The sequence below is a fragment of the Thiorhodococcus minor genome (genome assembly GCF_010820565.1).
Taxonomy (GTDB): domain Bacteria; phylum Pseudomonadota; class Gammaproteobacteria; order Chromatiales; family Chromatiaceae; genus Thiorhodococcus; species Thiorhodococcus minor.
In genome coordinates this window covers 49,406-71,475 of the sequence record NZ_JAAIJQ010000024.1, presented here as the reverse complement: position 1 = coordinate 71,475, position 22,070 = coordinate 49,406, and the positions used below count along the sequence as shown (strand labels likewise).

Genomic DNA, 22,070 nt, shown 5'->3' with positions numbered 1-22,070 from the left:
TTTCATCAGCCGCCAGCCAGAACACCAAAATCCCCGCGTCCCAAAACAGCCGGCTAACCCCGCTCCCTGAGGAGCCGTGCATTCTACAGCGCCTCAGAACAGCGTCAAGCCCTTCTTCCAACTTTCGACTCGGGCGACCTCTGCGCGGCCGCTGCTGGTTGGTCCAGGGATGCTTAGACTCGCCCCACACCGATTCGCATGACGCATCAGGACATCCCTGTGGTCGACGCCTTGCGTCGGTACTAAGACCCTGCCAACCCTGTCGCGGCGGCGACTGCATCGACCACCTTGAGCTGAGTCTCCTCGGTGAGATACGGATGCATGGGCAAACTGATCACGCGCTGGGCGACGCGTGCGCCGACGGGTGTCTCCTCGCCCGGAAGGCCGACATGGAAAACCGGCTGATCGTTCAAAGGCACCGGATAGTGAACTGCGGAGGGCACGCCAGATGCGCTCAGCTTCTCCGCGACACTGTCGCGGTCTGGAACCTGTAGGGTGTACTGGGCGAATACCGACACATTGTCCGGATGGACGAAGGGCGTCAGAACGGCATCCCCTCCAAGCTCTGTCGAGCCAGCTCCCCGCGCCGTTAGCAGCTCGGTGTAACGACGTCCAAGTCTCGATCGAGCATCCACTTCGTCCCCAAAAATATCCAGCTTCGCCAACAGCACCGCTGCCTGCATGGTGTCCAGACGCGCATTCAGGCCAATGCGCGGATGATGGTAGCGCCGGTCCTGGCCGTGATTGCGAATCTCGCGCAACGCCTTGGCGAGCGCATCGTCGTCCGTGAAGCAGGCCCCAGCGTCACCATAGGCGCCCAGGGGCTTGGCCGGAAAGAAAGACGTGCAGCCGATCTTGGACAGGCCGCAAGAGCGCCGTCCCTTGTAGCTCGCCCCGAAGCTCTGTGCCGCATCTTCGATGACCGGCAGGTGATGACGCTCCGCGACCGCATTGATCGCGTCCATGTCGGCACACTGACCATAGAGCGAGACCGGCATGATGGCCCGGGCTCGCCCAGTGATGGCGTCTTCCAGCTTGGCCGGATCCATGTTGTACGTGACGGGGTCGATGTCGACGAAGACGGGCCGGGCACCGAGCAGCGCGATCATCTCGCCGGTCGCGATAAAGGTGAAGGGCGTGGTGATCACCTCATCGCCCCGCCCGATCTCCAGCGCCATCATCGCGGCGAGCAGTGCGTCCGTTCCGCTGGACATGCCGACGCAATGTCGGACGCCGACGAAGTCGGCGAGACGCTCTTCGAGCTCTCCGACCTCCGGCCCCATGATGAACTGACCGTGCTGCAGGACAGCCTCGATTCGAGCCCTGACCTCCGACTCGATCCGCTCATACTGTGCTTTCAAATCGATAAATTGCATGCAATTCGCCTTGGCGGCGAGGAAGCCGCCAGATTCGGAATTAAATTCGAACTTGGAGTGATATTCGCTCTCAGGGAGACAGGATCTGCACCGTCTCGGAGGGGCGCAGCACCTCGTTCGCCTTCACATCGAAGATAATATCTAGATAGTAGACGGCGCCCTCGAGCTCGACCCGCACCGCCTGGACACCCAGACTATAGACGCTGCCGGCGCGGATCGAGCCGCCCACCTTGACCCGAGCTTCGTCCCCGGGTCGATAGCGCCGCAGGACATTGGCCGTCACCAGGGCGCGCGCCAGCATCCGCCGATTCGGCGCGACGACGATCAAGGGCTCCTGCTGGAGCGTCTTATAGATGACCGCGCCGTTCCAAACATTGCGCGCGACGACGATGCCATCGAAGGGCGCACGCAGCTCGGTCCGCTCCAAGGCGACCTGAGCCGACGCCTCGGCCGCCTTGGCTGCCTCTTCTTCCGCGACGGCCGCGGCCTGCAAAAGCTCGGCGTCCTTCAGCTCTTCGATGGCGATCAGGCCACGATCGAAGAGCTCGCGGCTGCGCTCGAGCTCACGCTGGGCCTTTTCGGTGCCGACGCGGGCGCGCGCGACCCGAGCGCGGGTCTCCAAGAGCTTGGCCCTGGCCTCACGCTGATCCATGCGAAGCAAGAGATCCCCTTCCTTGACCTGCTCGCCGGCACTGACGGCGACGTCCTCGACGACACCACTCTCGACGACCCGCATTTCGACTTCGTGAACCCACTCCAGCCAGCCCTTGAGCACCTCCGCGGCATGGACGGGAGCCATGGTCAGGAGGAGCAGCGGAATCATCAGCCAAGTGCGCATCTAGGGGCCCTCGGTGTCAGTTGTCCAAAATGGGCGACCGACCAGCTCATGCAGCTCGGCCCAAGCCAGCGCGCGGCAATAGGCGACGCGTTTCTCCCGCATGCGTGTCCGTGTCTGCTGGCTCATGGAATACCCAAGGTCGGCCGTGACCTCGAGCTCATAGAGCGTGCGACTCTGATCGAGCTTCAGGTCGCGCCAGGCGGATTCGACCTGGACGCTCTGCTGCGCCGCACCCAAGACGCGCAAACGCAGCAGCAGCTCGTTGATCTGCTGCCGGCGCTCACGCCGCAGCAGCGTCGCGCCACCACTCCCCGCCCCGCTCGAGGCCCGGGGATCTTCTCCCAAGGCCGTCTCGGACTGATGACGCTCCGCCTGCTCGGTCCAGACCTCGAGCGCGGGCAATTGCTCGGGGATCTCGGGAAGTGTCGGCGGGACCAGATCCCGCGGCAGCTCTCCGGGCACTCCGATGGCCTGAGCCAACAGCGACCGCGTCAACTGCTGGCTGGCCTGGCTCGCCACGCGCCGATGCAGCAGATCCTGGTAGACCGCCTCCAGCTCCAAGACCCGCAGCTCGGAGAGCTGGCCGAGCCCTTGCCGCGCCAAGGCCCGATCGTATTGCACATAGGCGACCGCCATGGCTTCACTCTCCGTGGTGAAGCTCAGATCGGCCAGCAAGACATCGAAGAAGCGCTCGATGGTCTCCAAACGCCAAGCGGCGCGCGGCTCGAGCAGCATCCGGTCCAAGACCGAAGCCCTGTCGTCGGAAAACTGGCTATTTGAGAAGGCGAGCTGACGGCAATCCAGATAGAGGGACGGACGTCGCGGCATATCGGCGGCGGCCAAGGCGCCCTCATCTCGCGGCTGCCGGCGCAGCTCCTGAAGCGCGAGCCCCAAGGTCAGGGGATCCGGCAAGGCGAGCGCGGGGCTAGCAACAGCGACAAGCGCCAGCGCGACCGCCATCATCACGGGCAGTCGCAGGAGAGCAGAGCATCGCGGAAGAGAGGACAGTCGCACGAGAGCCGGCTTCATCAGGGCCTTGAGGTCAATGTCATCCTTATCGTTCGAGGAGCAGTCCACATGGACCCCAAGTCGCGCAGACGAAGAGCCGTACAGCCTTGTGGACGAAACTGCGGATATAGCACGGATGAGGCCCCACCGAAACCCATCATCACCACAACGACATCGCCCGCAACAGGCTCAGCACCCCGGCGCGGCGCTGCGGCTGGATGGCGCGGCGCTTGCGCCAATTGCGTGCCAGCCCGGCCAGTGCGTCGCGCTTGGCCTTGACGAGCACGCCAGCGCGACCGTCCGGCAAGTAGCGGAGCACGACGACCAGATGCATGAGGAGGTGTACCGGCAAGAGCATGACCAAGAGCGGCAGCGGCATATTCTTGACGAAGACCCAGAGCAAGTTGCGATGGCCATGGTAGAGCGCGAAATCGCTGCGCACCCCTGTCAACGCCGAGCCCTGATGAACCACCTGGGCATCGGGGACATAGCGGCAGACGTAGCCGGCCAGACGAATCCGAAACCCCAGATCCACGTCCTCCGTATAGCAGAAGAACTCTTCGTCGAATCCGCCGAGGCGGGCCAGCAGCTCTCTACGGTACAAGGCCGCCGCCGCGCAGGGCGAAAAGACCTCATCGGCACGCAGGCGGCGCCCCTCGGCCGGCCGGCCGTGATCGCGGCGCCAGACCAAGCCGGAGACATGCATGACGTCGCCGCTCCCATCGAGACGGGTGCGCGCATCGTCCGAATACATGCGGCTACCGAAGGCTGCTGACTCGGGGTAGCGGCCTGACGCACGCAGGAGCTGCTCGAGCCAGTCCGGAGCCGGAACCGCGTCCGGATTCAGCAGGGCGACCCAGTCGCAATCGACCGTGAGCGCGAGCGCCAGATTGTTTCCTTCGGCGAAGCCTGTGTTGTAGCCGGGATGAATGAGCTCGATCGGGGGACATCCCCTAGGCTCGGGCAGTGAGGATTCAGCGCCACCATTGTCGACGACGATGATCCGATCGGCCGGACGCGTCTGCCGTGCCAGCCCCTCCAGGCAAGCCGTCAGCAGCTCGCCGGCACGGTAGTCGACGATGATGACGGCAACCCGTCCCGTCGCCGGCCGCACGGTGGCCAGCCGCTGCGGCTCAGGCACGATTCGCGACGGCGTGCTGGCGATCATAGAATTCCAACACAGTTAGCTCCTGATTCCCGCAATACTGGTCTTCCACCACCAGGGAGTCGGAGAGCGCACCGATATCGAGCCGACGGTGCACGACCATCGGCAGCAGCGCGGAGACCGCCTCAAGATCCCAAGCGCCGTCGAGCGCCATGGGTCCGGCCGCATCGAGCAAGTCCCGGCAGAGCGCAAGGGCGCCGTCGTGGATCGCTCGAATGACCGCGAAGTTGCGCTGCGCCTGACCCTCGGGCTTGAAGACAGGTACCAGCCCTTCATCGCGCCTTTGGAAGCCCGCGAGCTGTCCCTCCGGCGAGGTCAGCACCGCCTCCAGAACCAGCGCGTAACGATGAATCGCCTCCTGATCCATCTGCTCGAGCGGCAACAGGTTACCGAAGCAAGAGGCGCAGGCGCCACCCTGCTCCAGCACACGGCCAGCGGAGGCGTTGGTGACGAAATAGTAGCCGGCGAGCGGCGCTTCGATCACCTTCGTCAGCGCCAGCTGGATGGTGCCGGAGTAGCCGATGTCGATAATCGCCGGTCTTGAGTCGGCATCCGAGCCGAGGCCCCGCCAATAATCCCGCACCGCCTGCCGGAGTGTCGTCGCCGCCGCCAAGATCTCCGGCAGACAGCGCTTCAACAGACCACGGACCTTGAAGTCGTCCTCTGGAAGCCGAACGACCTGATCGAGCGCCTGATCGCCGAGGCGCGCCGAGATGGCATCGAGATCTGGCAGTCCGAAGCGCGCCCCGAGAAGCTGGCGCAGGGTCCCGTCATAATGCGCCGTCAGCAGCAGATCGAGATCCACCTCGTCGCGGATTGCCGCAAGCCCAGCCACACTGCGGGCACAGTAGAGATAGCTCCCTTCGGGCAGCTCCGAGGCCATGTCGGCCAGCGCCGGATGCGCCCGCATCATGCGATAGGCCTGCTCGAGCAGCCAGCCCTCGCGACTGAGGAAGCGTGCCGAGGTAACGCCATCGTCGCGCAGGCGCCCGATCAGCCAGGCCAGGAAGACGAAGACGATCGGACCAACGATCGCATAGCCAAAGATCTTGGGATCGGCAAAGGGCTGATGGCTCGGAACGGCGCTAGTCGTGAGCTGGCGATTGACCCGGTTGGCGGTGAGTCCAAGCAGAAGCTCGTTGCGCCAAGATGGCCGCGCCCGATAGTTGCCGATCAGGGCTTGGCCGCCCGGCAAGACCCCCAGCAGCGCCGCCGGGCGCATGACGTGCACCGGATGCGTGAATCCGCGATCGACCAGCACCTGCACGTCCGAGTGCTCGTTGTCGCCGACGTGCTGGAGCTGAGGCTTCTCCATGCCCCCTTGAGCGAGGCCCTCTTGAGCGAGCAGATAGTCCCAGACATCTCCCCGATCCTTGCGGTAGCCGGTATCCGCCGAGACGTAGAGCCGATCGAAAACGTCCAGTCCGAGGCGCTTCAAGACGGGCCGCAAATGGGCCTCGCCCAGGTACATGTCCGAGACCAGAAGGAGACGCCGCCCCGCCTGCTTGAGGGCTGCGAGCGCCTGCGCGACCACCGGGCTCGCGGCAAAGAGGCCCTGCTCGGTCGCGACCTCGAGCGCGCACAGCGCCTTTTCGGTCTCCGCGCTCAGATCGAGCAGCTTCGCGAGGGCACCATAGATGGCCTCGACGGAGACGTCTTCCCCAGGCCCCAGCGTCGCGCGGAGCATGGACTCGGTTTGACGGCGCCTGCTCGCGAAAGCGGCGATGCCGAAATCCCGCGCGATCTTCTCCTCGAGCATCCAGAAGACCGCATCCGGCCTAGCGAAGGGGCGCAGGATCAGCGTATCGAAGAGGTCGAACGAAACGATCGCCGCGTCGGCGCAGCCCATCCGCAGCCGCTCGCCAAGCGCCTGCGGCGCATATTGTCCCAGCACGAAAGGGCTGTAGGACCGGAAGCAATGGCGTCCTTGCTCGCGATACTGGAGGCGCCGAGAAAGACCGGCCGCCTGGGCCGAGAAGACGAGACAACGCTCGATGGCGTGATGCAGCGTGCTGTCGGTCTGCCCCGTCTCCTCCGGGAAATCGGCGGTGGTCAGCCCCAGATCGAGCAAGGGTCTGAGCGCATCCGACCGAGCCCAGAACATGGACCCTGCCGGATAGTCGATGTACTGGCCGAAATCGATATCCTGAAAACCGAGCCGGTCGAGCAAGGCATCCGCATGCCCGCGATTCGACAGCCAGGTGTGCGCCCAATAGGGCAGTCCCGGGAAGGTCTCCGGGTAGACGATGCCGACCGAGGGATCCACGGCGAACTGCGCGAGCATGGCACGCACCGCCTGCGGATCGCCGAGCAAGGCATCCAGCAGATGGCGCCGCCAATCCTCGCCGAACTGCGCCGAGCCGGTGTATGTCGACTTCTTGGTATGGATGTGCCCGATGACATCCAGCTCGGCGATCTCGTCTCGGAAACCGGCCACGAGTGGCGCAATGTCTCGCCCCCGGTTCGGCAGCTCCTTCACCGTCAGATGGGCGTTCTCGCCAAGCAGGTCGCGCTGAGCGAGCACGGCCTCGCGTGCCGACTCGGTCGCGACGGATACCATTAGGTGATAGGGCACCGGCATCCGCGCCAGGTAGCGGCAAAGCTCCGGAAAGAGGTCGACGAAAAAGACATGCGCCACAATGCCGCAGCGCAGCGTCGGCAGCGTCGTCATTTGCATGTCGGACGGGCAGTAAGGGGGACTCTCAGCGATGACGACGGACGGCATCGCGCTCGGCGCGCGGCGCTGCATGTGAAAGCGCACCCGCCGCGCCGAGCCGCCGACACCATCGCTCTGCACCCGCTTCAGGAGCTTGAGCGCCAGCCGCCGCCAGCCGCCGCTGATGCGCGCAGCATCGGATGCCGTCGCGACAAGGACCGGCAACGGCCCCAGCATGGCCCGGCCGCCGGCCTTGACGCGCTGGACGGACTTGCTCAGGGCGCGAATCGGGACGGTGACGCGCCAGCTGGTCGAGGCGAGCGTGGCGCGATAGGCCTCCGAGGCCTCGCGATAGAGATAATCGACCCGCTTGAAGGACTCCTGGAGCTCACCCAGCTCGAAGCGCAGATCCTGACAGGTCTTCTCGAGCGTCGCGTGCGCGGCGTCGAGCCGCTGATGCCCTGAGATCAGCTCGGCGTGCTTGCCCTGCAGCTCCTCCAATGCGGCCGAGGTGATCCGGTAGGCCTGGTCGCGAGCACCAAACTCCGCATGGAGATTCGCGTGATCCTGGTCCAGACGCTCATGCGCCGCGAGCAAGGCCTCATGCGCTTCGTGGAGGTCGCGATGGGCCTCCATCGCCTTGCCCAGCCGCTCCTGCGGCAGGCGCAGCGCCTCGTCGAGCTGCTGGGCGGACCAGCGCTGCTTCCACTTCTCGAGCAGCTGCTGACGCGCATGCGCGACCTGTTCCGCGCTCCGCCCCCAGCCGGCCTGAGACGCCCCCCCGGCCCGATAGCCGGCCGAGACTTGATTCACGTGCAGAAAGTCCGTGTGCTCCGCGCATTGCAGCCAGAAATCCCAGTCCTCGAAGACGTCGAGCTGCGGATCGAGCCGACAGCCGAGCTCGCGCAGGCGACGACTGAAGAGCACGGCATGGATGGGAATCTGATTCGCGAGCCGCTGCGCAACCGGGTCGTAGGGCGCATTGAGGATCTCGATCGCCTCGGACTCGGGCGACTCGCAGTAGCGCACCCCGGCATAGGCGGCCAGGGTGCCGGGCGTCGACCCGAGCGCCTCGACCAGGGCGGCGATATGCTCGGGCTCGAGCCAATCGTCGTCATCCAGAAAGATGAGATAGTCGCCGTCGGCGCGCTCGAGACCGGCGTTCCCCGCGCGACAGCGGCCCGCGCTGGAGGCGTGGACCAGGTGCTGGATTCGAAGGCCGGCCTGGCACTCGAGCGGAGCCAGCAGATCGGCGACATCGCAGCCACCGTCGTTGACGAGCACGATCTCCAGTGGCCGGTAGCTTTGAGCGACGCAAGCATCCAGGGCGAAGCGCAGGGTGTCGCGCCGATCCTTGGTGCGAACGATGATCGAGACCAGCGGACCGGCGCTCCTAGCGTCTTGCATCGGTATCACAACCCGGAAAAAGGCCGCAATTCTAGAGCACGACTGACATTTGGCAACCAAGGAGGCACCGCCCTAAGCTAACGGCAGGGTCCGCCGCCCGATGCCCGAGAGACGCAGCCTGGCTAGCCTTCCTTGGAAATCGAGCGGTCGGAGCAGGCTAGGATGCAAGCACTCGGCCTCGCCGATCCTCGGGCACCCAACTCTCAGGAGAGCACGCATGCAACGCCTATACACGATCCTCGCGACCTTGATGCTCGCGCTGACGCTCGCGCCTGTCGCAAGCGCGACCGAGCCGGAGAAAGGGCCCGCGCCCGCGCTGGAAGGACTGCGGTGGACATTGACGAGCTACCGTAGAGCGGACGGGCTCACCAAGGTATCGCCGAAGTCGCGGCCACCGCGCTTCTCGTTCCAAGGCGGACAGCTGTCGGGAAACACCGGCTGCAACCGCATCACAGGGTCCTATACGCTCGACGGCTCGATCCTCACCCTCGGCAAGGGGCTCGCCGCCACCCAGATGGGATGCCCGCCTCCACTCATGGCGCAGGAAAAGGCCGTCATCCGGGCCTTGCGTCAAGTCGCGACCGTCTACCGCAATGGCCCTAGCCTGGAGCTGCGCGACAGCGCCGGCGCGGTCCTCTTGCGCTTCAGCCTGCCCCGGGCGACACCCCTGACCGAGCGCACCTGGCGGCTGAGGGGCTATGACGACGGCAGCGCCGCATTGGCCGCGCCGATCTCGGGCTCCGGAATCACCCTGGAGCTGGATGGCGAGGGCCGGCTCGGCGGCCAAGACGGGTGCAATCGCTACATGAGCGGCTACACCCTGGAGGACGGTGCGCTGAGCATCGGCCCCATCGCGACGACCCGCATGGCCTGCCGGGGCGGGCCCGAGCGCGCCGAGCAGGCGCAGCGCTATGCCGCAGCCTTGACCCGAACTGCCGGCTACCGGCTAGAGGGCCTGGAGCTGACGCTCCTGGACGCGAGCGGAAGACCGACAGCGCGCTTCGTCGCAGAGGCGGCCTCGTCGCGGCGGACCACGCCTTGAGCCGCATCGCCTTGCGGTGATCGAGCCACGCGAACCCGGTCGGTCTCGGCCAATCCTCGACGGGAAATGTATACTTGCGCGCTTGGATCATCTCCTGCTCCGAGGCGCCACATGCTCTGCTGGGCCAGAACGCTCTTCATCCTCATCGTCGTCGCGCTCGGTGTCCTGAGCATGCTCAATGCCTGCGGTCAGAAGGGGGACCTCTACCTCCCCGAACAGCCTGAGGCGACGCCAACCGCGAATGGCCAGGACGTCCCGGACGTCCCCACATCCGGCGGCCGGGTCGACGATGGCGCCCCTCAAACTCCACAAGCCTCGTCCTAGCCGCCTATGGATTACTTCAACGACCGCGACGGTGTCATCCACGCAGAGGATGTGCCCCTTCCAGAGATCGCCAAGCGCTTTGGCACGCCCTGCTACGTCTACTCCCGAGCGACGCTAGAGCGCCACTGGCGCGCCTTCGATCGCGCCTTCAAGAGCCACCCCCATCTCATCTGCTTCGCCGTCAAGGCCAACTCCAACCTTGCGGTGCTGAACCTGCTGGCCCGCCTGGGCTCGGGATTCGACATCGTCTCGGTCGGCGAGCTCGAGCGGGTGCTGGCGGCGGGCGGCGACCCGAGCAAGGTGGTCTTTTCCGGCGTGGGCAAGCGCGCGGAGGAGATTCGCCGGGCGCTGGAGGTCGGCATCCGCTGCTTCAACGTGGAGTCCGAGCCCGAGCTGGTCCACATCGACCGCATCGCCGGCGAGATGGGTTTGCGCGCACCCATCTCGTTGCGCGTGAACCCGGACGTCGACGCCCAGACGCACCCCTACATCGCCACCGGGCTCAGAGAGAACAAGTTCGGTATCGACATCCATTCGGCCGAGTCGGTCTACCGCCTGGCCGCCGCCATGCCCAACCTGCGTATTCTGGGCGTCGACTGCCACATCGGCTCTCAGCTCACGGATCTCGCGCCCTTCATCGACGCACTGGGCCGCGTGCTCAAGCTCGCGGACCAGCTCTGCGCCTCCGGCATCCACATCCAGCACCTGGATTTGGGCGGCGGACTGGGCATCCGCTACCGCGAGGAGCACCCGCCGGAGCCGGCGGCCTATGCCGCCGCCATGAGCTATCAGCTGGCCGAGCGTCCCTACGAGGTCATTCTCGAGCCTGGACGTGCTATCGCCGGCAACGCCGGCATCCTCTTGACGCGGGTCGAGTATCTCAAGAGCAACGACCATCGCCATTTCGCGATTCTGGACGCCGCCATGAACGACCTGCTGCGCCCTGCCCTCTATCAGGCCAGCCAGGACATCGTCCGTGTCGTTCAGGAGACCGACGCGGACCCGCTGCGCTACGACCTGGTCGGACCTGTCTGCGAGACTGGAGACTTCCTGGGGAAGGACCGCACGCTCGCGCTCAACGAGGGCGACCTCCTCGCCGTACGCGGCAGCGGTGCCTATGGCTTCACCATGAGCTCCAACTACAACAGCCGCCCACGCGCCGCCGAGGTCATGGTCGACGGCGATCAGGCCTATCTGGTCCGCGAGCGCGAGACCGTCGCGAGTCTCTTTGCCGGCGAGCACCACCTGCCATGAAGCGCCGCCTCGAGCCCGAGCTGATGGACACGGACGAACAGGCGGCCGCCTATGCGTCCGCCGACTTCAATGCGTCCAACACGCTCTTCATGGATCTGCTGAAACGCCTAGGCCCTGGACCGCTGGACGGGGCATGCGCGCTCGATCTTGGCTGCGGCCCAGCCGACATCGTCATCCGCTTCCTGCGCGCCTATCCCAAGGCAAGCTGCGATGCGCTGGACGGCTCGCAGCCGATGCTGGATCTTGCCCAATCCGAGCTGGACCGGCTGCCGGGCATCGCACCGCGCTGCCGCCTGGTCTGCGACGTCATTCCATCCGCGCAGCTGCCGCAGGCCCACTACGACCTCGTCCTCTCCAACAGCCTGCTGCACCACCTGCACGACCCCCAGGTGCTCTGGCGGACCGTCCGGGAGACCGCGAAGCCCGGCGCGACCGTCCTCGTCATGGACCTCATGCGGCCCGCCTCCGCCGGCTGGGCCGAGGCCCTGGTCGAGACCTACGCGCGAAACGAGTCTGAGGTGCTGCGCACGGACTTCCGCAACTCGCTCTTCGCCGCCTTCGAGCCCGCGGAGGTGACCGAGCAGCTCGTCGCGGCCGGATTGGATGGGGCGCTCGAGGTCAATGTGGTCAGCGACCGCCACCTCGCCGTCATGGGGCGACTGCCGGAATGATGCGGAGCGCGCCGCCCGGACGTCTGATCAGGACAGGCCAATGAAGCTGCGTTTCACCAAGATGCAAGGCCTCGGCAACGACTTCGTCGTCTTCGACGCCATTCGCCAGCGTGTCGAGCTGACGCCCGAGATCATTCGGCACTATGCCGACCGCAGGTTCGGGATCGGCTGCGATCAGCTCCTCCTCGTCGAGCCACCGCGGCTCCCCGGAACGGACTTCCATTATCGAATCTTCAACGCCGACGGCTCCGAGGTCGAGCAGTGCGGCAACGGCGCGCGCTGCTTCGCGCGCTTCGTGCGTGACCAGGGCCTCACCGACAAGGACGAGATCCCGGTCGGCACCGCTGCCGGCCGGATCAGGCTTCACGTGGAGCCGGACGGCCAGGTTCGGGTGGACATGGGATGCCCAGAGCTGCAGCCAGAGCGCATTCCGTTTCTCGCCGAGGCGGAAGCCGACACCTATGCGATCGAGGTCGCCGATCGGGCACTGACGATCGGCGCAATCTCCATGGGCAACCCCCATGCCGTGCTCATCGTCGACGACCTGGACAGAGCGCCAGTCGCGGAGCTGGGTCCGCTGCTCGCGTCGCATCCACGCTTCCCGCAGCGCGTCAACGTCGGCTTCATGCAGATTCTGTCGCCCAATCAAGTCCGGCTCCGGGTCTACGAGCGGGGCGCGGGAGAGACGCTCGCCTGCGGAACAGGGGCCTGCGCGGCAGTCGTCAGCGGCCAGCTGCGGGGGCACCTGAGCAGCCCCACGCGGGTCAGCCTTCCGGGCGGCGATCTTGTGATAGAGTGGGCGGGTCCGGCCCACAGCGTCTGGATGACGGGTCCGGCAACACCTGTATTCCAGGGGGAGATCGAGCGATGAGGGGAGTATCGTGAACAGTCCGCAGGTCGAGCAAACCACAACCGAGGACCCAGACCTCGAAAAGCGCGTGGCAGAGTACCTGATCGATCATCCAGACTTCTTCACTCGCAACACCGACATCTTGGCCGCCATTCAAGTCCCCCATCTTGTGGGAGCTGGTGCCGTCTCCCTGATCGAGCAACAGATGCGCGTCTTGCGCAAACAGCTCGAATCCGAGCGCGGCCGGCTGGCGCATCTGATTTCCCGCGCCCGCGAGTACGAAGGGCTTGCCACCCGCTTGCACAGGCTCACACTGCATTTGATGTCGGTCAAGGACGCAGAGCATCTCTGCGCACTCCTGCGCGAGGCCATGCTTCGCGAGTTTCGGGCCGAAACAGTGACTTTCAGGCTGTTCCCGCTCGGCACCGACGCGGATGGACAGGAAGACCCGCTGACGCGCGCCTTCCGCGAATTCATCGATCGCGAGCGCACGCTGTGCGGACCTCTGGACGAGACCAAGGCCCTGATGCTCTTCGGCGACACGGGTGTCAGCGTCCGGGCGGCCGCCCTGGTGCCCATCAATGCCGACGGCAAGGCGGGCGTGCTGGCGATCGGCAGCGAGGATCCGGAGCGCTTCCATCCGGACATGGGCACCGACTTCCTCGATCGCCTCGGCGAGATCGTCAGTCACAAGCTCAGAAGCATCCCGCTGGAGCAATGCAGCCAGTACTGATCGCGCCGTCATGAGCGATCGGGTTGCACAGGATCTGATCGAGCCCTTCATCACGCACCTGGCGCACGAGCGCAGGCTATCCGAGCACACGTCCAAGAATTACCGCCGCGATCTCGAGCGCATGGCGACTTGGACGAGCGAGCACGGAAACGACCGGCTCGATCGGCTCGACGAGCAGGCCGTGCGCCTCTACGTCGCCTGGCGACACCGCAACGGCGCCTCCGGCAAGACCCTCCAGCGCGAGCTCTCCAGTCTACGCAGCTACTACCGCTGGCTGCTGCGTGAGGGTCGCGCCAAGTCCAATCCGGCCATCGGCGTGCGTGCGCCCAAGAGTCCACGCAAGCTTCCCGCAACCCTGGAAGCCGATCAGCTATGCGCCATGCTCGAACGCGGCGAGGACGATCCCCTCGTCATCCGCGACACGGCCATGATCGAGCTCTTCTACTCCTCCGGGCTGCGGCTTGCGGAGCTGGTCTCGGTCAACCTGGGCGACATCGACATGGCTGACGGCGAGCTCTCGGTGGTCGGCAAGGGCGCCAAGACCCGCCGCGTTCCGGTCGGACGCAAGGCGCGCGAGGCCATCGGTCGCTGGCTTCAGGTACGCGGACTGCTGGCAACGCTCGATGAGCCCGCCCTCTTCGTCAGCAGCCGCGGGAGCCGCATTCACCAGCGCACGGTGCAGCAACGCCTGACGCACTGGGCAGCGCAGCAGGGCGCCGGCCAGAAGCTCCATCCGCACCAGTTGCGGCACAGCTTCGCCACGCACCTCCTGGAGTCTTCAGGAGACCTGCGCGCCGTTCAGGAGCTGCTCGGCCATGCCGACATCGGCACCACGCAGATCTACACCCATCTCGACTTTCAGCACCTGGCCCAGGTCTACGACCAGGCGCATCCAAGGGCGAGAAAGCAGGGCAAGCGTGCCCAGGCACCTGAAAGCCGGTCTCGAGAAGCGACTGGGGCAGAGCAGCCAAGCGACGAGCAGGAACCGAAGTAGAAGAAGGCCTTGAGCTGCGAAGCGCCGACGCAGGCCGAGCCGCCGAGGGCGCTTGAAAGTCGGCCGCGCCGCCTGGCGCAGATGCCGATCACCCGGCGCCGCGCCGCAATATCGCCCCACACATCAGAGTCACCATCTCGTGCTGCTCTCTCCCAAATACCAATTCCTATTCGTCCACATCGCCAAGACCGGCGGGACCAGCGTGCGCGCCGCACTCGAGCGCCTGCGCTGGCGCGACCCCTGGTACTACCCCATGTTTCTGTGCAGTCGGCTCAGTCACCTGAGCGGGCACCGCATCGCCAGCAAGCTGCCGCGTCACGCCAAGGTCGTGGCCGCCAAGGAGCTGCTGCCCAGGGAATATTTCAAGGGCCTCTTCAAGTTCGCCTTCGTCCGCAATCCCTGGGACCTGCAGGTCAGCTCCTTTCATCACATCCGGCGCGAGCGCCCGCACTATCTGGGAGGTCACGAGACTTTCGAGGCGTTCCTACGCTGGAAGCTCGACCCCGATCGCCCCTACCAGTACCACGTCGACACGTCCATTACCCTTCAGACGGACTACCTCATCGACTTGAGCGGCGAGCTCGTCGTCGACTACATCGGCCGTTACGAGCGACTGCAACCCGACTTCGCGGAGATCTGCGCACGCATCGGGATCCAGGCCCCGGCGCTACCCCACGCCCGGCAGGCCAAAGACCGCCAGAAGGACTATCGAAGCTACTACACGGACGCCACGGCGGCGCTGGTCGCTGACCACTTTGCGCGCGATATCGCGATGCTGGGATACGGGTTCGATCCGACCGACTGACGCCAGCAGGGAGTGTCGACCTGGAGGCCGACACTCCCAGGATCGGTGAGTCTCGCAGCGCGAGACGGCGCCGAGACTAGGCGCGCGGGACGAGATCGCGGTAGGCGTGCCAGCTGGCGTGACCGACCAGGGGAATGGCGAGGAAGAGTCCGACATAGAAGGTCACCAGACCGGCACCCACGATGAAGACGATGAGCGCGGCCCAGAGCGCCATCGGGCGCGCGTTCGCGATGACGGCGCGCATGCTGGTCCGCATCGCCGTCACGGCGTCCACATGCCGATCCGTCAGCAGAGGCACGGTGATGGCGCTGATGCAGAAGACAAAGGCCGCGAAGGCCGCGCCGACCAGGGTCACGGCAAGCAGGACGAGGTTGTGCTCGCCGGACAGAAAGACAACCGGCACGAATCGCTCGAAGGTCGGGAAGGGATCGTTGAACAGGAGCACGACGAGCACGACCGAGGTCAGCAGCCATGCCTGGAGGATGACGAAGAGGATGCCGGTAAAGATGCCGAGCTGGCCGTGATTGCGCTTGAACGCCTCGAGTGCCTGGCAGCGCTCGAGCGATTCTCCACGCTCGAGATGCGCGCTCATCTGGTAGAGCCCGATGGCCATCAGGGGGGCCATGAGAAAGAAGCCAGCGATCAGAAAGGGAACGATGAAGGTCATCTTCCCGAAGATCATCAAGGCCGTCATGGTCACGCTCAGCAAGGCGATCCCAAAGCCATAGGTCAAGCTGAACCCCGGGGCGGCCAAGATGTCGTCCCAGCCCTTCCGAAGCCAGGTCCAGGGGTGCTCCAGTTGAATGGTGCCGACGGGTAAGACATCCGCCGGATCGATACGGCCGGCAGTCGCGGTCTGCTGCATCGCGAAATCCTCCTAAGAATGCTTGTATTTTGAACCGAGCAAGCGGCGATCAGGCCCGTCGAGCCGGGCGAGCACGCCATTGTGTCCTGTGCCAATTGTTTTGTCGCGCCGAGCGAGGCTGGGCTCGGGCTCACCATTATCGGTGGATCAGGACGCCGAAAAGCTGGTGCTGCAGAGGACGAGCCTCAACGCGCTCACCGCGGCACCAGCGCTCAAACATCCCTTACTTTCGACGCGCGCGCAAGAGAAACAAGGGCTTTTGCAAATCTTGAGTATGCGGATCTTCTATGACCACATCGAGCGACAGCCGCGCGCGGGCGCTTCGCTCGCGCCCCACCTGCTCAGGCCGACGCCCATCGTTTAGACTTCGCGTCTCGTTTCGAAGACGCAGCGGCCAATGCGGCGAGGGGCGTCGCCAGGCTCCCCCCGACCGAGGATCGAGCGACAACCAAGCGCCCCAACCGGGGCCCTGCCCACTGCCCGGAGCCCCACAGCATGACCCATGCCAGAATATCCCACGCCCCTTTCAAAGAGATTGCCGACGGCATCTTCTGTATCGAGACCGGCCTCTATCGCCACGGCCTCGCCGCCTGTTATCTCCTGCGGTCCGGAGACCGCCTGGCCTTCGTCGATACGGGGACGGCCAAGACCTTCCCCGGCCTGCTCGGCGTCATCGAGGCACTCGGACTGACCCCGGCGCACGTGGATTTCGTCATGCCGACGCACGTCCACCTCGACCATGCCGGCGGCTCGGGAAATCTGATGCGGGCCTGCCCGAGCGCCCGCCTCGTGGTCCATCCCAAGGGGGCGCCGCACATGATCGATCCCAGCAAGCTGATCGCAGGCGCAACGGCCGTTTATGGTGAAGAGGGGTTCGCGAAGGATTTCGGAGAGCTGGTGCCGGTGCCTGAAGATCGGGTGATCCTCGCCGAGGACGGTCAGACCTTCGACCTCAACGGCCGTCTCCTGACCTTCCTCGATACCCCTGGGCACGCCAACCACCACGGCTGCATCTTCGACGCACAGACCAAGGGCTTCTTTACCGGAGACACCTTTGGCATCGCCTACCGGGAATTCGACACGCCAAAAGGACCTTGGCTGTTCGCGCCCACGACGCCCGTTGCCTTCGATCCGGAATCATGGCAAAGCAGTCTGGACAAGCTGATGGCCTATGAGCCCGAGGCCATGTACCTGACGCACTTCGGCCGCGTCGACCGCCCGGCCAGGCTCGTCGACGACCTGCGCCAGAGCATCCGCAACCTCGCCGAGCTTGCCTTGGCCGAGGAGGGCAAGGCCGACGACCAACGCCAGACGCGTCTAAAGGCGGCCGTTACGGATCATTTGACGGAGAGCGCCCGCGCGTGCGGGGTCGACCTGGAAGACACGCACATCCAGGAGCTGCTCGCCGTGGATACCGAGCTGAATGCACAAGGCCTGGAGGTTTGGCTAAGACGTCGCGAGAAGCGCGCCGCGAGCTGAGCGACCGGGGGCGGGTTGTTTGAGCCGCAAAGGCTCAAAGGATGCGAAGAAAGACAGCAGGTTGACCGATGCGCGTCCTTCGCCCCCCCGAACGTGGACAAAAGGCGACGCAAGACATTGAAAGATCTTGCGCTTTTTGCAGCTCGATTGCTCATATCGCGATGAAGGGTGACCGCCTCCATCGTCGTTCGACCAACTATCTCGCGTAGGGTGGACAAGCGCAGCGCAGTCCACCAATAGCGCGGGGCTCTGGTGGACTTCGCTCTTGAGACTGTGAAGAAATTCTGCGTAGGTTGGGCTGAGGTACGAAGCCCAACATGGCGGCTAGCCCAACGCTTTGATTGTTGGGCCTCCTGCGTCGGCCCAACCTACACCAATCTGCGATCTTCGCGGTGCGCTTGGATGACTCTCACAGTCTCTCTTGCTCGCCCACCCTACGAAGACGCTCCGCGCTGTGCTCAGTCCTTCAAGACATAGTGCGCGCCGCAATAGGGGCAGGTCGCTTCCTTCGTCGGCTCATCCTCGATCGGCAGATAGACGCGCGGATGCATGTTCCAGAGCGGGGCTCCGGGCATGGGGCACGAGAGCGGCAGATCCTTGCGGCTGACTTGGATGGGTGCCTCTTGGGTCTGGGCGGCTGCGGCCTCTGACATCTTGACTCCTCCCTACTCCACAATCTTGCGATATCGAAAACTTGGAGAGCCCGAGGGCATCAGACCAGGCTGAGCCACTCGGGGTGCTGGTCGCGACGGCCGTGGACCTGGTCGAAATAGAGGCTCTGCAGCCGCTCCGTGATCGGACCACGGGTACCGCTGCCGATCGCCCGCCCGTCGACCTCGCGGATCGGCGTCACCTCGGCGGCGGTCCCGGTGAAGAAGGCCTCGTCGGCGATGTAGACCTCGTCGCGGGTGATGCGCTTCTCCACGACCTTGAGGCCAAGCTCGTCGCACAGGGTCATGACGGTGCGGCGGGTGATGCCGTCCAGCGCCGAGGTCAGGTCCGGCGTGTAGAGGACGCCGTCACGCACGATGAAGACGTTCTCGCCGCTCCCCTCCATCACATACCCGGACGTATCCAGGAGCAGCGCCTCGTCATAGCCGTCGCGCAAGGCCTCCTGGAGCGCCATCATGGAGTTCATGTAGTTGCCGTTGGCCTTGGCCCGGCACATGGTGATGTTGACGTGGTGCCGGGTGAAGGACGAGACCTTGATGCGGATGCCGTTGCGAATATTGTCCTCGCCGAGGTAGGCGCCCCAAGACCAGGCGGCCACCATGCAGTGAACGTCGAGGTTGTCCGCGCGCAGCCCCATTCCTTCGGCACCATAGAAGCACATCGGGCGGATGTAGGCCGAATCCAGCTGGTTCTCGCGCACGACATCGCGCTGGGCCCGGTTCAGCGTCTCGCGGTCCCAGGGGATATTCATCCCGAGAATATGCGCCGAGTTGAAGAGGCGATCCGTATGCTCTTCGAGCCGGAAGATGGCAGCGCCCTGCGGCGTCTTGTAGGCCCGGACCCCTTCAAAGACGCCCATGCCGTAGTGCAGGGTATGGGTCAACACATGCGTCTTGGCCTCACGCCAAGGCACCATCTCACCGTCCAGCCAGATCAGGCCATCACGGTCTGCCATCGTCGCCATGTTTCAACTCCGCAAAGGTCGGGACCTTGCCCCGATCCCGATTGAATTCGAAAGTACCGCGTGCCTGCGTCAGCCGCTGCTTGCGTTACCCGAAACGGATGTCACGCATCCTCCATCAAGGCACGCCACAAGGACTCCACGCGCTCGCGCTCAGGGGCCAGCTGATCGACGGGGATGGTCTTGGGCTGCTCCTGGAGCGCGCTGCGGTGATAGGCGGCGCGCAGGGCCTTGTAGGCATCCGTGAGGTCTTCGGCCGCCTTCCCGGGCAGCAGATCGAGCCGTGCCAGGGTCTCGAGCAGTCGCACATTGTCCGTCCAGTCGGTCAGCTCGGGGTGCACGGCCGCCCAGCGCAGGACAGCGTATTGAACCATAAACTCGATGTCCGCAATACCGCCGACGCCTTGCTTGAGGTCGAAGCGGCCATCCCGGGTCTTGTCTAGGCTCGCGCGCATCTTGTATCGCATATCGCGCACCTGGACGCGCAGCTGCTCGGGGTCGCGCTCGCGGCACAGCACCCTGCGGCGAATCTCGGCGAAGGGGCCGAACAGCGCCGGATCGCCGGCGATCGGCCGCGCCCTCACCAGCGCCTGATGCTCCCAGGTCCAGGCATCGGTCTCTTGATAGGCGGCAAAGGAGCGTAGCGAGCGCACCAGCATGCCTTTGTTGCCGTCCGGGCGCAGCCGCATGTCGACCTCGTAGAGGGTCCCGGAGGCCGTCTGCGTCGTCATCATATGGATGATGCGCTGCCCGAGCCGCGCGTAGAGCTGCTCGTTGCTGATGTCCTTGGGGCCCTCGGTCATGGCTGTGATGGATTCGCTGCCATGCAGGAAGACCAGATCCAGATCCGATCCATAGCCAAGCTCGATCCCGCCGAGCTTGCCGTAGCCCAAGACCAGAAAGCCCGTGTCCGCGCCCAGGATCGAGGTCGGGCGTCCATGACGCGCGATCAGATGATCGAAGGCCAGCTGCAAGACCCGCCCGACGGCGACCTCGGCGATCTCGGTCAGGTAGTCGCTCACCACCATGAGCGGGATGACCTCGGTCAGATCGGCGGCCGCCACCCGCAGCATGTTCCCCTGGGCGAACTGGTGCAGCCGCTCCATCTGCTGCTCGAGGTCTTCGGCGTCGATGTGGGCCAGCAGCGCATCCAGCTCGGCCTCCAGATCCTCGCGCCGCAGTGGCGCATAGAGGCGGCGCGGGTCGATCAGCTCGTCGAGCAGCAAGGGATGGCGACCGATGTGGTCCGTGAACCAGGGGCTCATGCTCGCGAGACGCGCGAGATGCGACAAGATCACCGGATGCTCGATCAGCATCGCCAGATAGGCGGTGCGTCGCGCGACCGCCTCCAAGACGCGCAGGACGCGCTCCAACGCCAGGTCCGGGTGCTCGCTGCCGGCGACGATCCGCAGCACCTGTGGCATCAGCTGGCCCAGTCGCTCGCGGCCGCGGCTGCTGAGGCCCTTGCGCGCGGTGGCGTCGCGGAACTGCTCGATCCGCGTGCGAACCGCGGCGGGATCCTCGAAGCCCACCCCTTCGAGCTGGCCGTGATCGTAGTCTATGGAGTGCTCGCCTTGCCAGACCGCGGTCAGCCCAGTCTCCCCCGACTCGCCCTCGGCGGCGGGCGCGGCGAAGACGTCGTCGAACTGCGCCTGGACGAACTGTCGATGCGACTCGAGGCGGCTATTGAAGCCCGCCCAATCGGCAAAACCCATGGATCTCGCCAAGCGCAGCCGGCCGAGATCGTCGCTCGGCAGCAAATGGGTCTGCTTGTCGCGATGGGCCTGCAGCCGATTCTCGACCAAGCGCAGAAAGCAATAGGCGGCATCCAGCTTGGTCACCGCGTCTTCGGGCAGGAGTGCGCGCTCGCCCAGGAGGGCGAGGACCTCTCGAATCGGGCGAATCTGAAGATCCGCGTCTCGTCCGCCGCGCACGAGCTGAAACGCCTGGCCGATGAACTCGATCTCGCGAATCCCACCTTGCCCCAGCTTTATGTTGGCGTCCATGCCGCGACGATGCAGCTCCTTGGCGATCATCTGCTTGAGGGCGCGCAGCGACTCGAAGGCGCCGAAGTCGAGATAGCGGCGGAAGACGAAGGGCCGCAGCATGTCCATCAGAGAGGCGACATCATCCGCGTCGCCAGCAATGGGCCGCGCCTTGATCATGGCGTAGCGCTCCCACTCCCGCGCCTGGGACTGGTAGTAGTCCTCCATCGCCTGGAAGCTCATCGCCAAGGGACCGACATCGCCGAACGGCCGCAGCCGTGTGTCCACCCGGAAGACGAAGCCGTCGACCGTCTTGTTCGCCAAGGCCTGAACCAGGCGCTGACCCAAGCGGACGAAGAACTGCTGATTGCTCAAGGCGCGCGGCCCGCCCTCGACCTCGCCCGACTGCGCGAAGGCGAAGATGAGGTCGATATCCGAGCTGAGATTGAGCTCGCGCGCACCCAGCTTGCCCATGCCGAGCACGACCAGGCGCTGCGCCCGCCCCTCGGCATCGCGCGGCGTGCCGATCTCGGCACAGGTCCAGTCGTAGAGCAGGTCCAGCGGCTGACTGATACAGACATCGGCCAGCTCGGAGAGATCCTCCAGCGTCTCCGCCAGGGGTGCCGTGCCGGCGATGTCGCGCCAGATGATGCGCACCATCTCGCGCCGCCGAAACAGGCGCAGCGCCTTGTGCAGCGCGGGCTCGTCGGCCACCTCCGCGAGCAGCCGCCGCAACCGCTGGTCCAGGTCGCCTGGGGCGTAGGATCGCGCCAAGTCACCGCTCGCAGCCAGCTCCTCGAATTCGTCGGGATGGCGCGCGGCCGAGACCGCGACATACTCGCTCGCCTCCCAGACAGGCGCACGGGCTTCCTCGAAATCGCCCCCCTCGGGGATGGCGACACCAGCCTCGGAGGCCCACTCGCACCAGGTCTGCCAATGGGCATCGTTGCTCAGATCAGACGGGCTTTGCTCGGTCATGCAGTCT

General features: G+C 65.3%; 18 protein-coding genes. 9 read left to right on the top strand and 9 right to left on the bottom strand.

Annotated elements, in window-relative coordinates:
- Window positions 1–242: 242 nt before the first annotated feature.
- The 5 genes from G3446_RS10160 to G3446_RS10140 all read right to left on the bottom strand — a co-directional run bounded on the left by G3446_RS10160 (window position 243) and on the right by G3446_RS10140 (window position 8,450).
- Window positions 243–1,376 (bottom strand): DegT/DnrJ/EryC1/StrS family aminotransferase, encoded by a 1,134-nt coding sequence (locus tag G3446_RS10160; protein WP_164452721.1) that lies wholly within the window; start codon window positions 1,374–1,376, stop codon window positions 243–245.
- Window positions 1,377–1,446: 70 nt separating this feature from the next.
- A complete protein-coding gene (locus G3446_RS10155) occupies window positions 1,447–2,214 on the bottom strand; it encodes an efflux RND transporter periplasmic adaptor subunit (protein ID WP_164452720.1) in 768 nt (255 codons plus the stop codon).
- Window positions 2,215–3,177: a TolC family protein gene (locus G3446_RS10150; RefSeq protein ID WP_164452724.1), complete on the bottom strand. Its 963-nt coding sequence runs from the start codon at window positions 3,175–3,177 to the stop codon at window positions 2,215–2,217. It lies immediately after the preceding gene.
- A 205-nt stretch (window positions 3,178–3,382) separates the two neighbouring features.
- The gene (locus G3446_RS10145; protein ID WP_209262339.1) at window positions 3,383–4,363 is read right to left on the bottom strand and encodes a glycosyltransferase family 2 protein; all 981 of its coding nucleotides are present in this window, start codon (window positions 4,361–4,363) and stop codon (window positions 3,383–3,385) included.
- Window positions 4,356–8,450, bottom strand: a complete 4,095-nt coding sequence (locus tag G3446_RS10140; RefSeq protein ID WP_164452718.1) for a rhamnan synthesis F family protein — start codon at window positions 8,448–8,450, stop codon at window positions 4,356–4,358. Before G3446_RS10140 ends, G3446_RS10145 begins: the two co-directional genes overlap by 8 nt.
- Before the next feature lie 217 nt (window positions 8,451–8,667).
- Here G3446_RS10140 and G3446_RS10135 point away from each other — a divergent pair, with 217 nt between their 5' ends.
- From G3446_RS10135 to G3446_RS10100, 8 genes are all read left to right on the top strand, one after another.
- Window positions 8,668–9,492 (top strand): META domain-containing protein, encoded by an 825-nt coding sequence (locus G3446_RS10135; RefSeq protein WP_164452717.1) that lies wholly within the window; start codon window positions 8,668–8,670, stop codon window positions 9,490–9,492.
- A gap of 111 nt (window positions 9,493–9,603) precedes the next feature.
- Complete coding sequence (gene lptM, locus G3446_RS10130; RefSeq protein WP_164452716.1) at window positions 9,604–9,816, top strand: LPS translocon maturation chaperone LptM; 213 nt, start codon at window positions 9,604–9,606, stop codon at window positions 9,814–9,816.
- A gap of 6 nt (window positions 9,817–9,822) precedes the next feature.
- Window positions 9,823–11,070 (top strand): diaminopimelate decarboxylase, encoded by a 1,248-nt coding sequence (gene lysA, locus G3446_RS10125; protein WP_164452715.1) that lies wholly within the window; start codon window positions 9,823–9,825, stop codon window positions 11,068–11,070.
- Window positions 11,067–11,741: a class I SAM-dependent methyltransferase gene (locus G3446_RS10120; RefSeq protein WP_164452714.1), complete on the top strand. Its 675-nt coding sequence runs from the start codon at window positions 11,067–11,069 to the stop codon at window positions 11,739–11,741. The genes lysA and G3446_RS10120 overlap by 4 nt, the downstream gene beginning before the upstream one ends.
- A gap of 40 nt (window positions 11,742–11,781) precedes the next feature.
- On the top strand, window positions 11,782–12,612 hold the full coding sequence (gene dapF / locus G3446_RS10115; protein WP_164452713.1) for a diaminopimelate epimerase: 831 nt from the start codon (window positions 11,782–11,784) through the stop codon (window positions 12,610–12,612).
- Window positions 12,613–12,622: 10 nt separating this feature from the next.
- Window positions 12,623–13,324 (top strand): DUF484 family protein, encoded by a 702-nt coding sequence (locus G3446_RS10110; protein WP_164452712.1) that lies wholly within the window; start codon window positions 12,623–12,625, stop codon window positions 13,322–13,324.
- Window positions 13,325–13,334: 10 nt separating this feature from the next.
- Complete coding sequence (gene xerC / locus G3446_RS10105; protein WP_164452711.1) at window positions 13,335–14,318, top strand: tyrosine recombinase XerC; 984 nt, start codon at window positions 13,335–13,337, stop codon at window positions 14,316–14,318.
- Window positions 14,319–14,457: 139 nt separating this feature from the next.
- Entirely contained in the window at window positions 14,458–15,123 is a 666-nt protein-coding gene (locus G3446_RS10100) for a sulfotransferase family 2 domain-containing protein (protein ID WP_164452710.1), read from the top strand.
- A 76-nt stretch (window positions 15,124–15,199) separates the two neighbouring features.
- Here G3446_RS10100 and G3446_RS10095 read toward each other — a convergent pair whose 3' ends face one another.
- Complete coding sequence (locus G3446_RS10095) at window positions 15,200–15,988, bottom strand: DUF2189 domain-containing protein (protein WP_164452709.1); 789 nt, start codon at window positions 15,986–15,988, stop codon at window positions 15,200–15,202.
- Between the two features lie 495 nt (window positions 15,989–16,483).
- Here G3446_RS10095 and G3446_RS10090 point away from each other — a divergent pair, with 495 nt between their 5' ends.
- Window positions 16,484–17,467 (top strand): MBL fold metallo-hydrolase, encoded by a 984-nt coding sequence (locus G3446_RS10090; protein WP_164452708.1) that lies wholly within the window; start codon window positions 16,484–16,486, stop codon window positions 17,465–17,467.
- A gap of 458 nt (window positions 17,468–17,925) precedes the next feature.
- Here G3446_RS10090 and G3446_RS10085 read toward each other — a convergent pair whose 3' ends face one another.
- From G3446_RS10085 to glnE, 3 genes are all read right to left on the bottom strand, one after another.
- Complete coding sequence (locus G3446_RS10085; protein ID WP_164452707.1) at window positions 17,926–18,120, bottom strand: zinc-finger domain-containing protein; 195 nt, start codon at window positions 18,118–18,120, stop codon at window positions 17,926–17,928.
- A 59-nt stretch (window positions 18,121–18,179) separates the two neighbouring features.
- The gene (locus tag G3446_RS10080) at window positions 18,180–19,103 is read right to left on the bottom strand and encodes a branched-chain amino acid transaminase (RefSeq protein WP_164452706.1); all 924 of its coding nucleotides are present in this window, start codon (window positions 19,101–19,103) and stop codon (window positions 18,180–18,182) included.
- 101 nt (window positions 19,104–19,204) lie between these two features.
- Complete coding sequence (gene glnE / locus G3446_RS10075; protein WP_164452705.1) at window positions 19,205–22,063, bottom strand: bifunctional [glutamate--ammonia ligase]-adenylyl-L-tyrosine phosphorylase/[glutamate--ammonia-ligase] adenylyltransferase; 2,859 nt, start codon at window positions 22,061–22,063, stop codon at window positions 19,205–19,207.
- Between the last annotated feature and the right edge of the window lie 7 nt (window positions 22,064–22,070).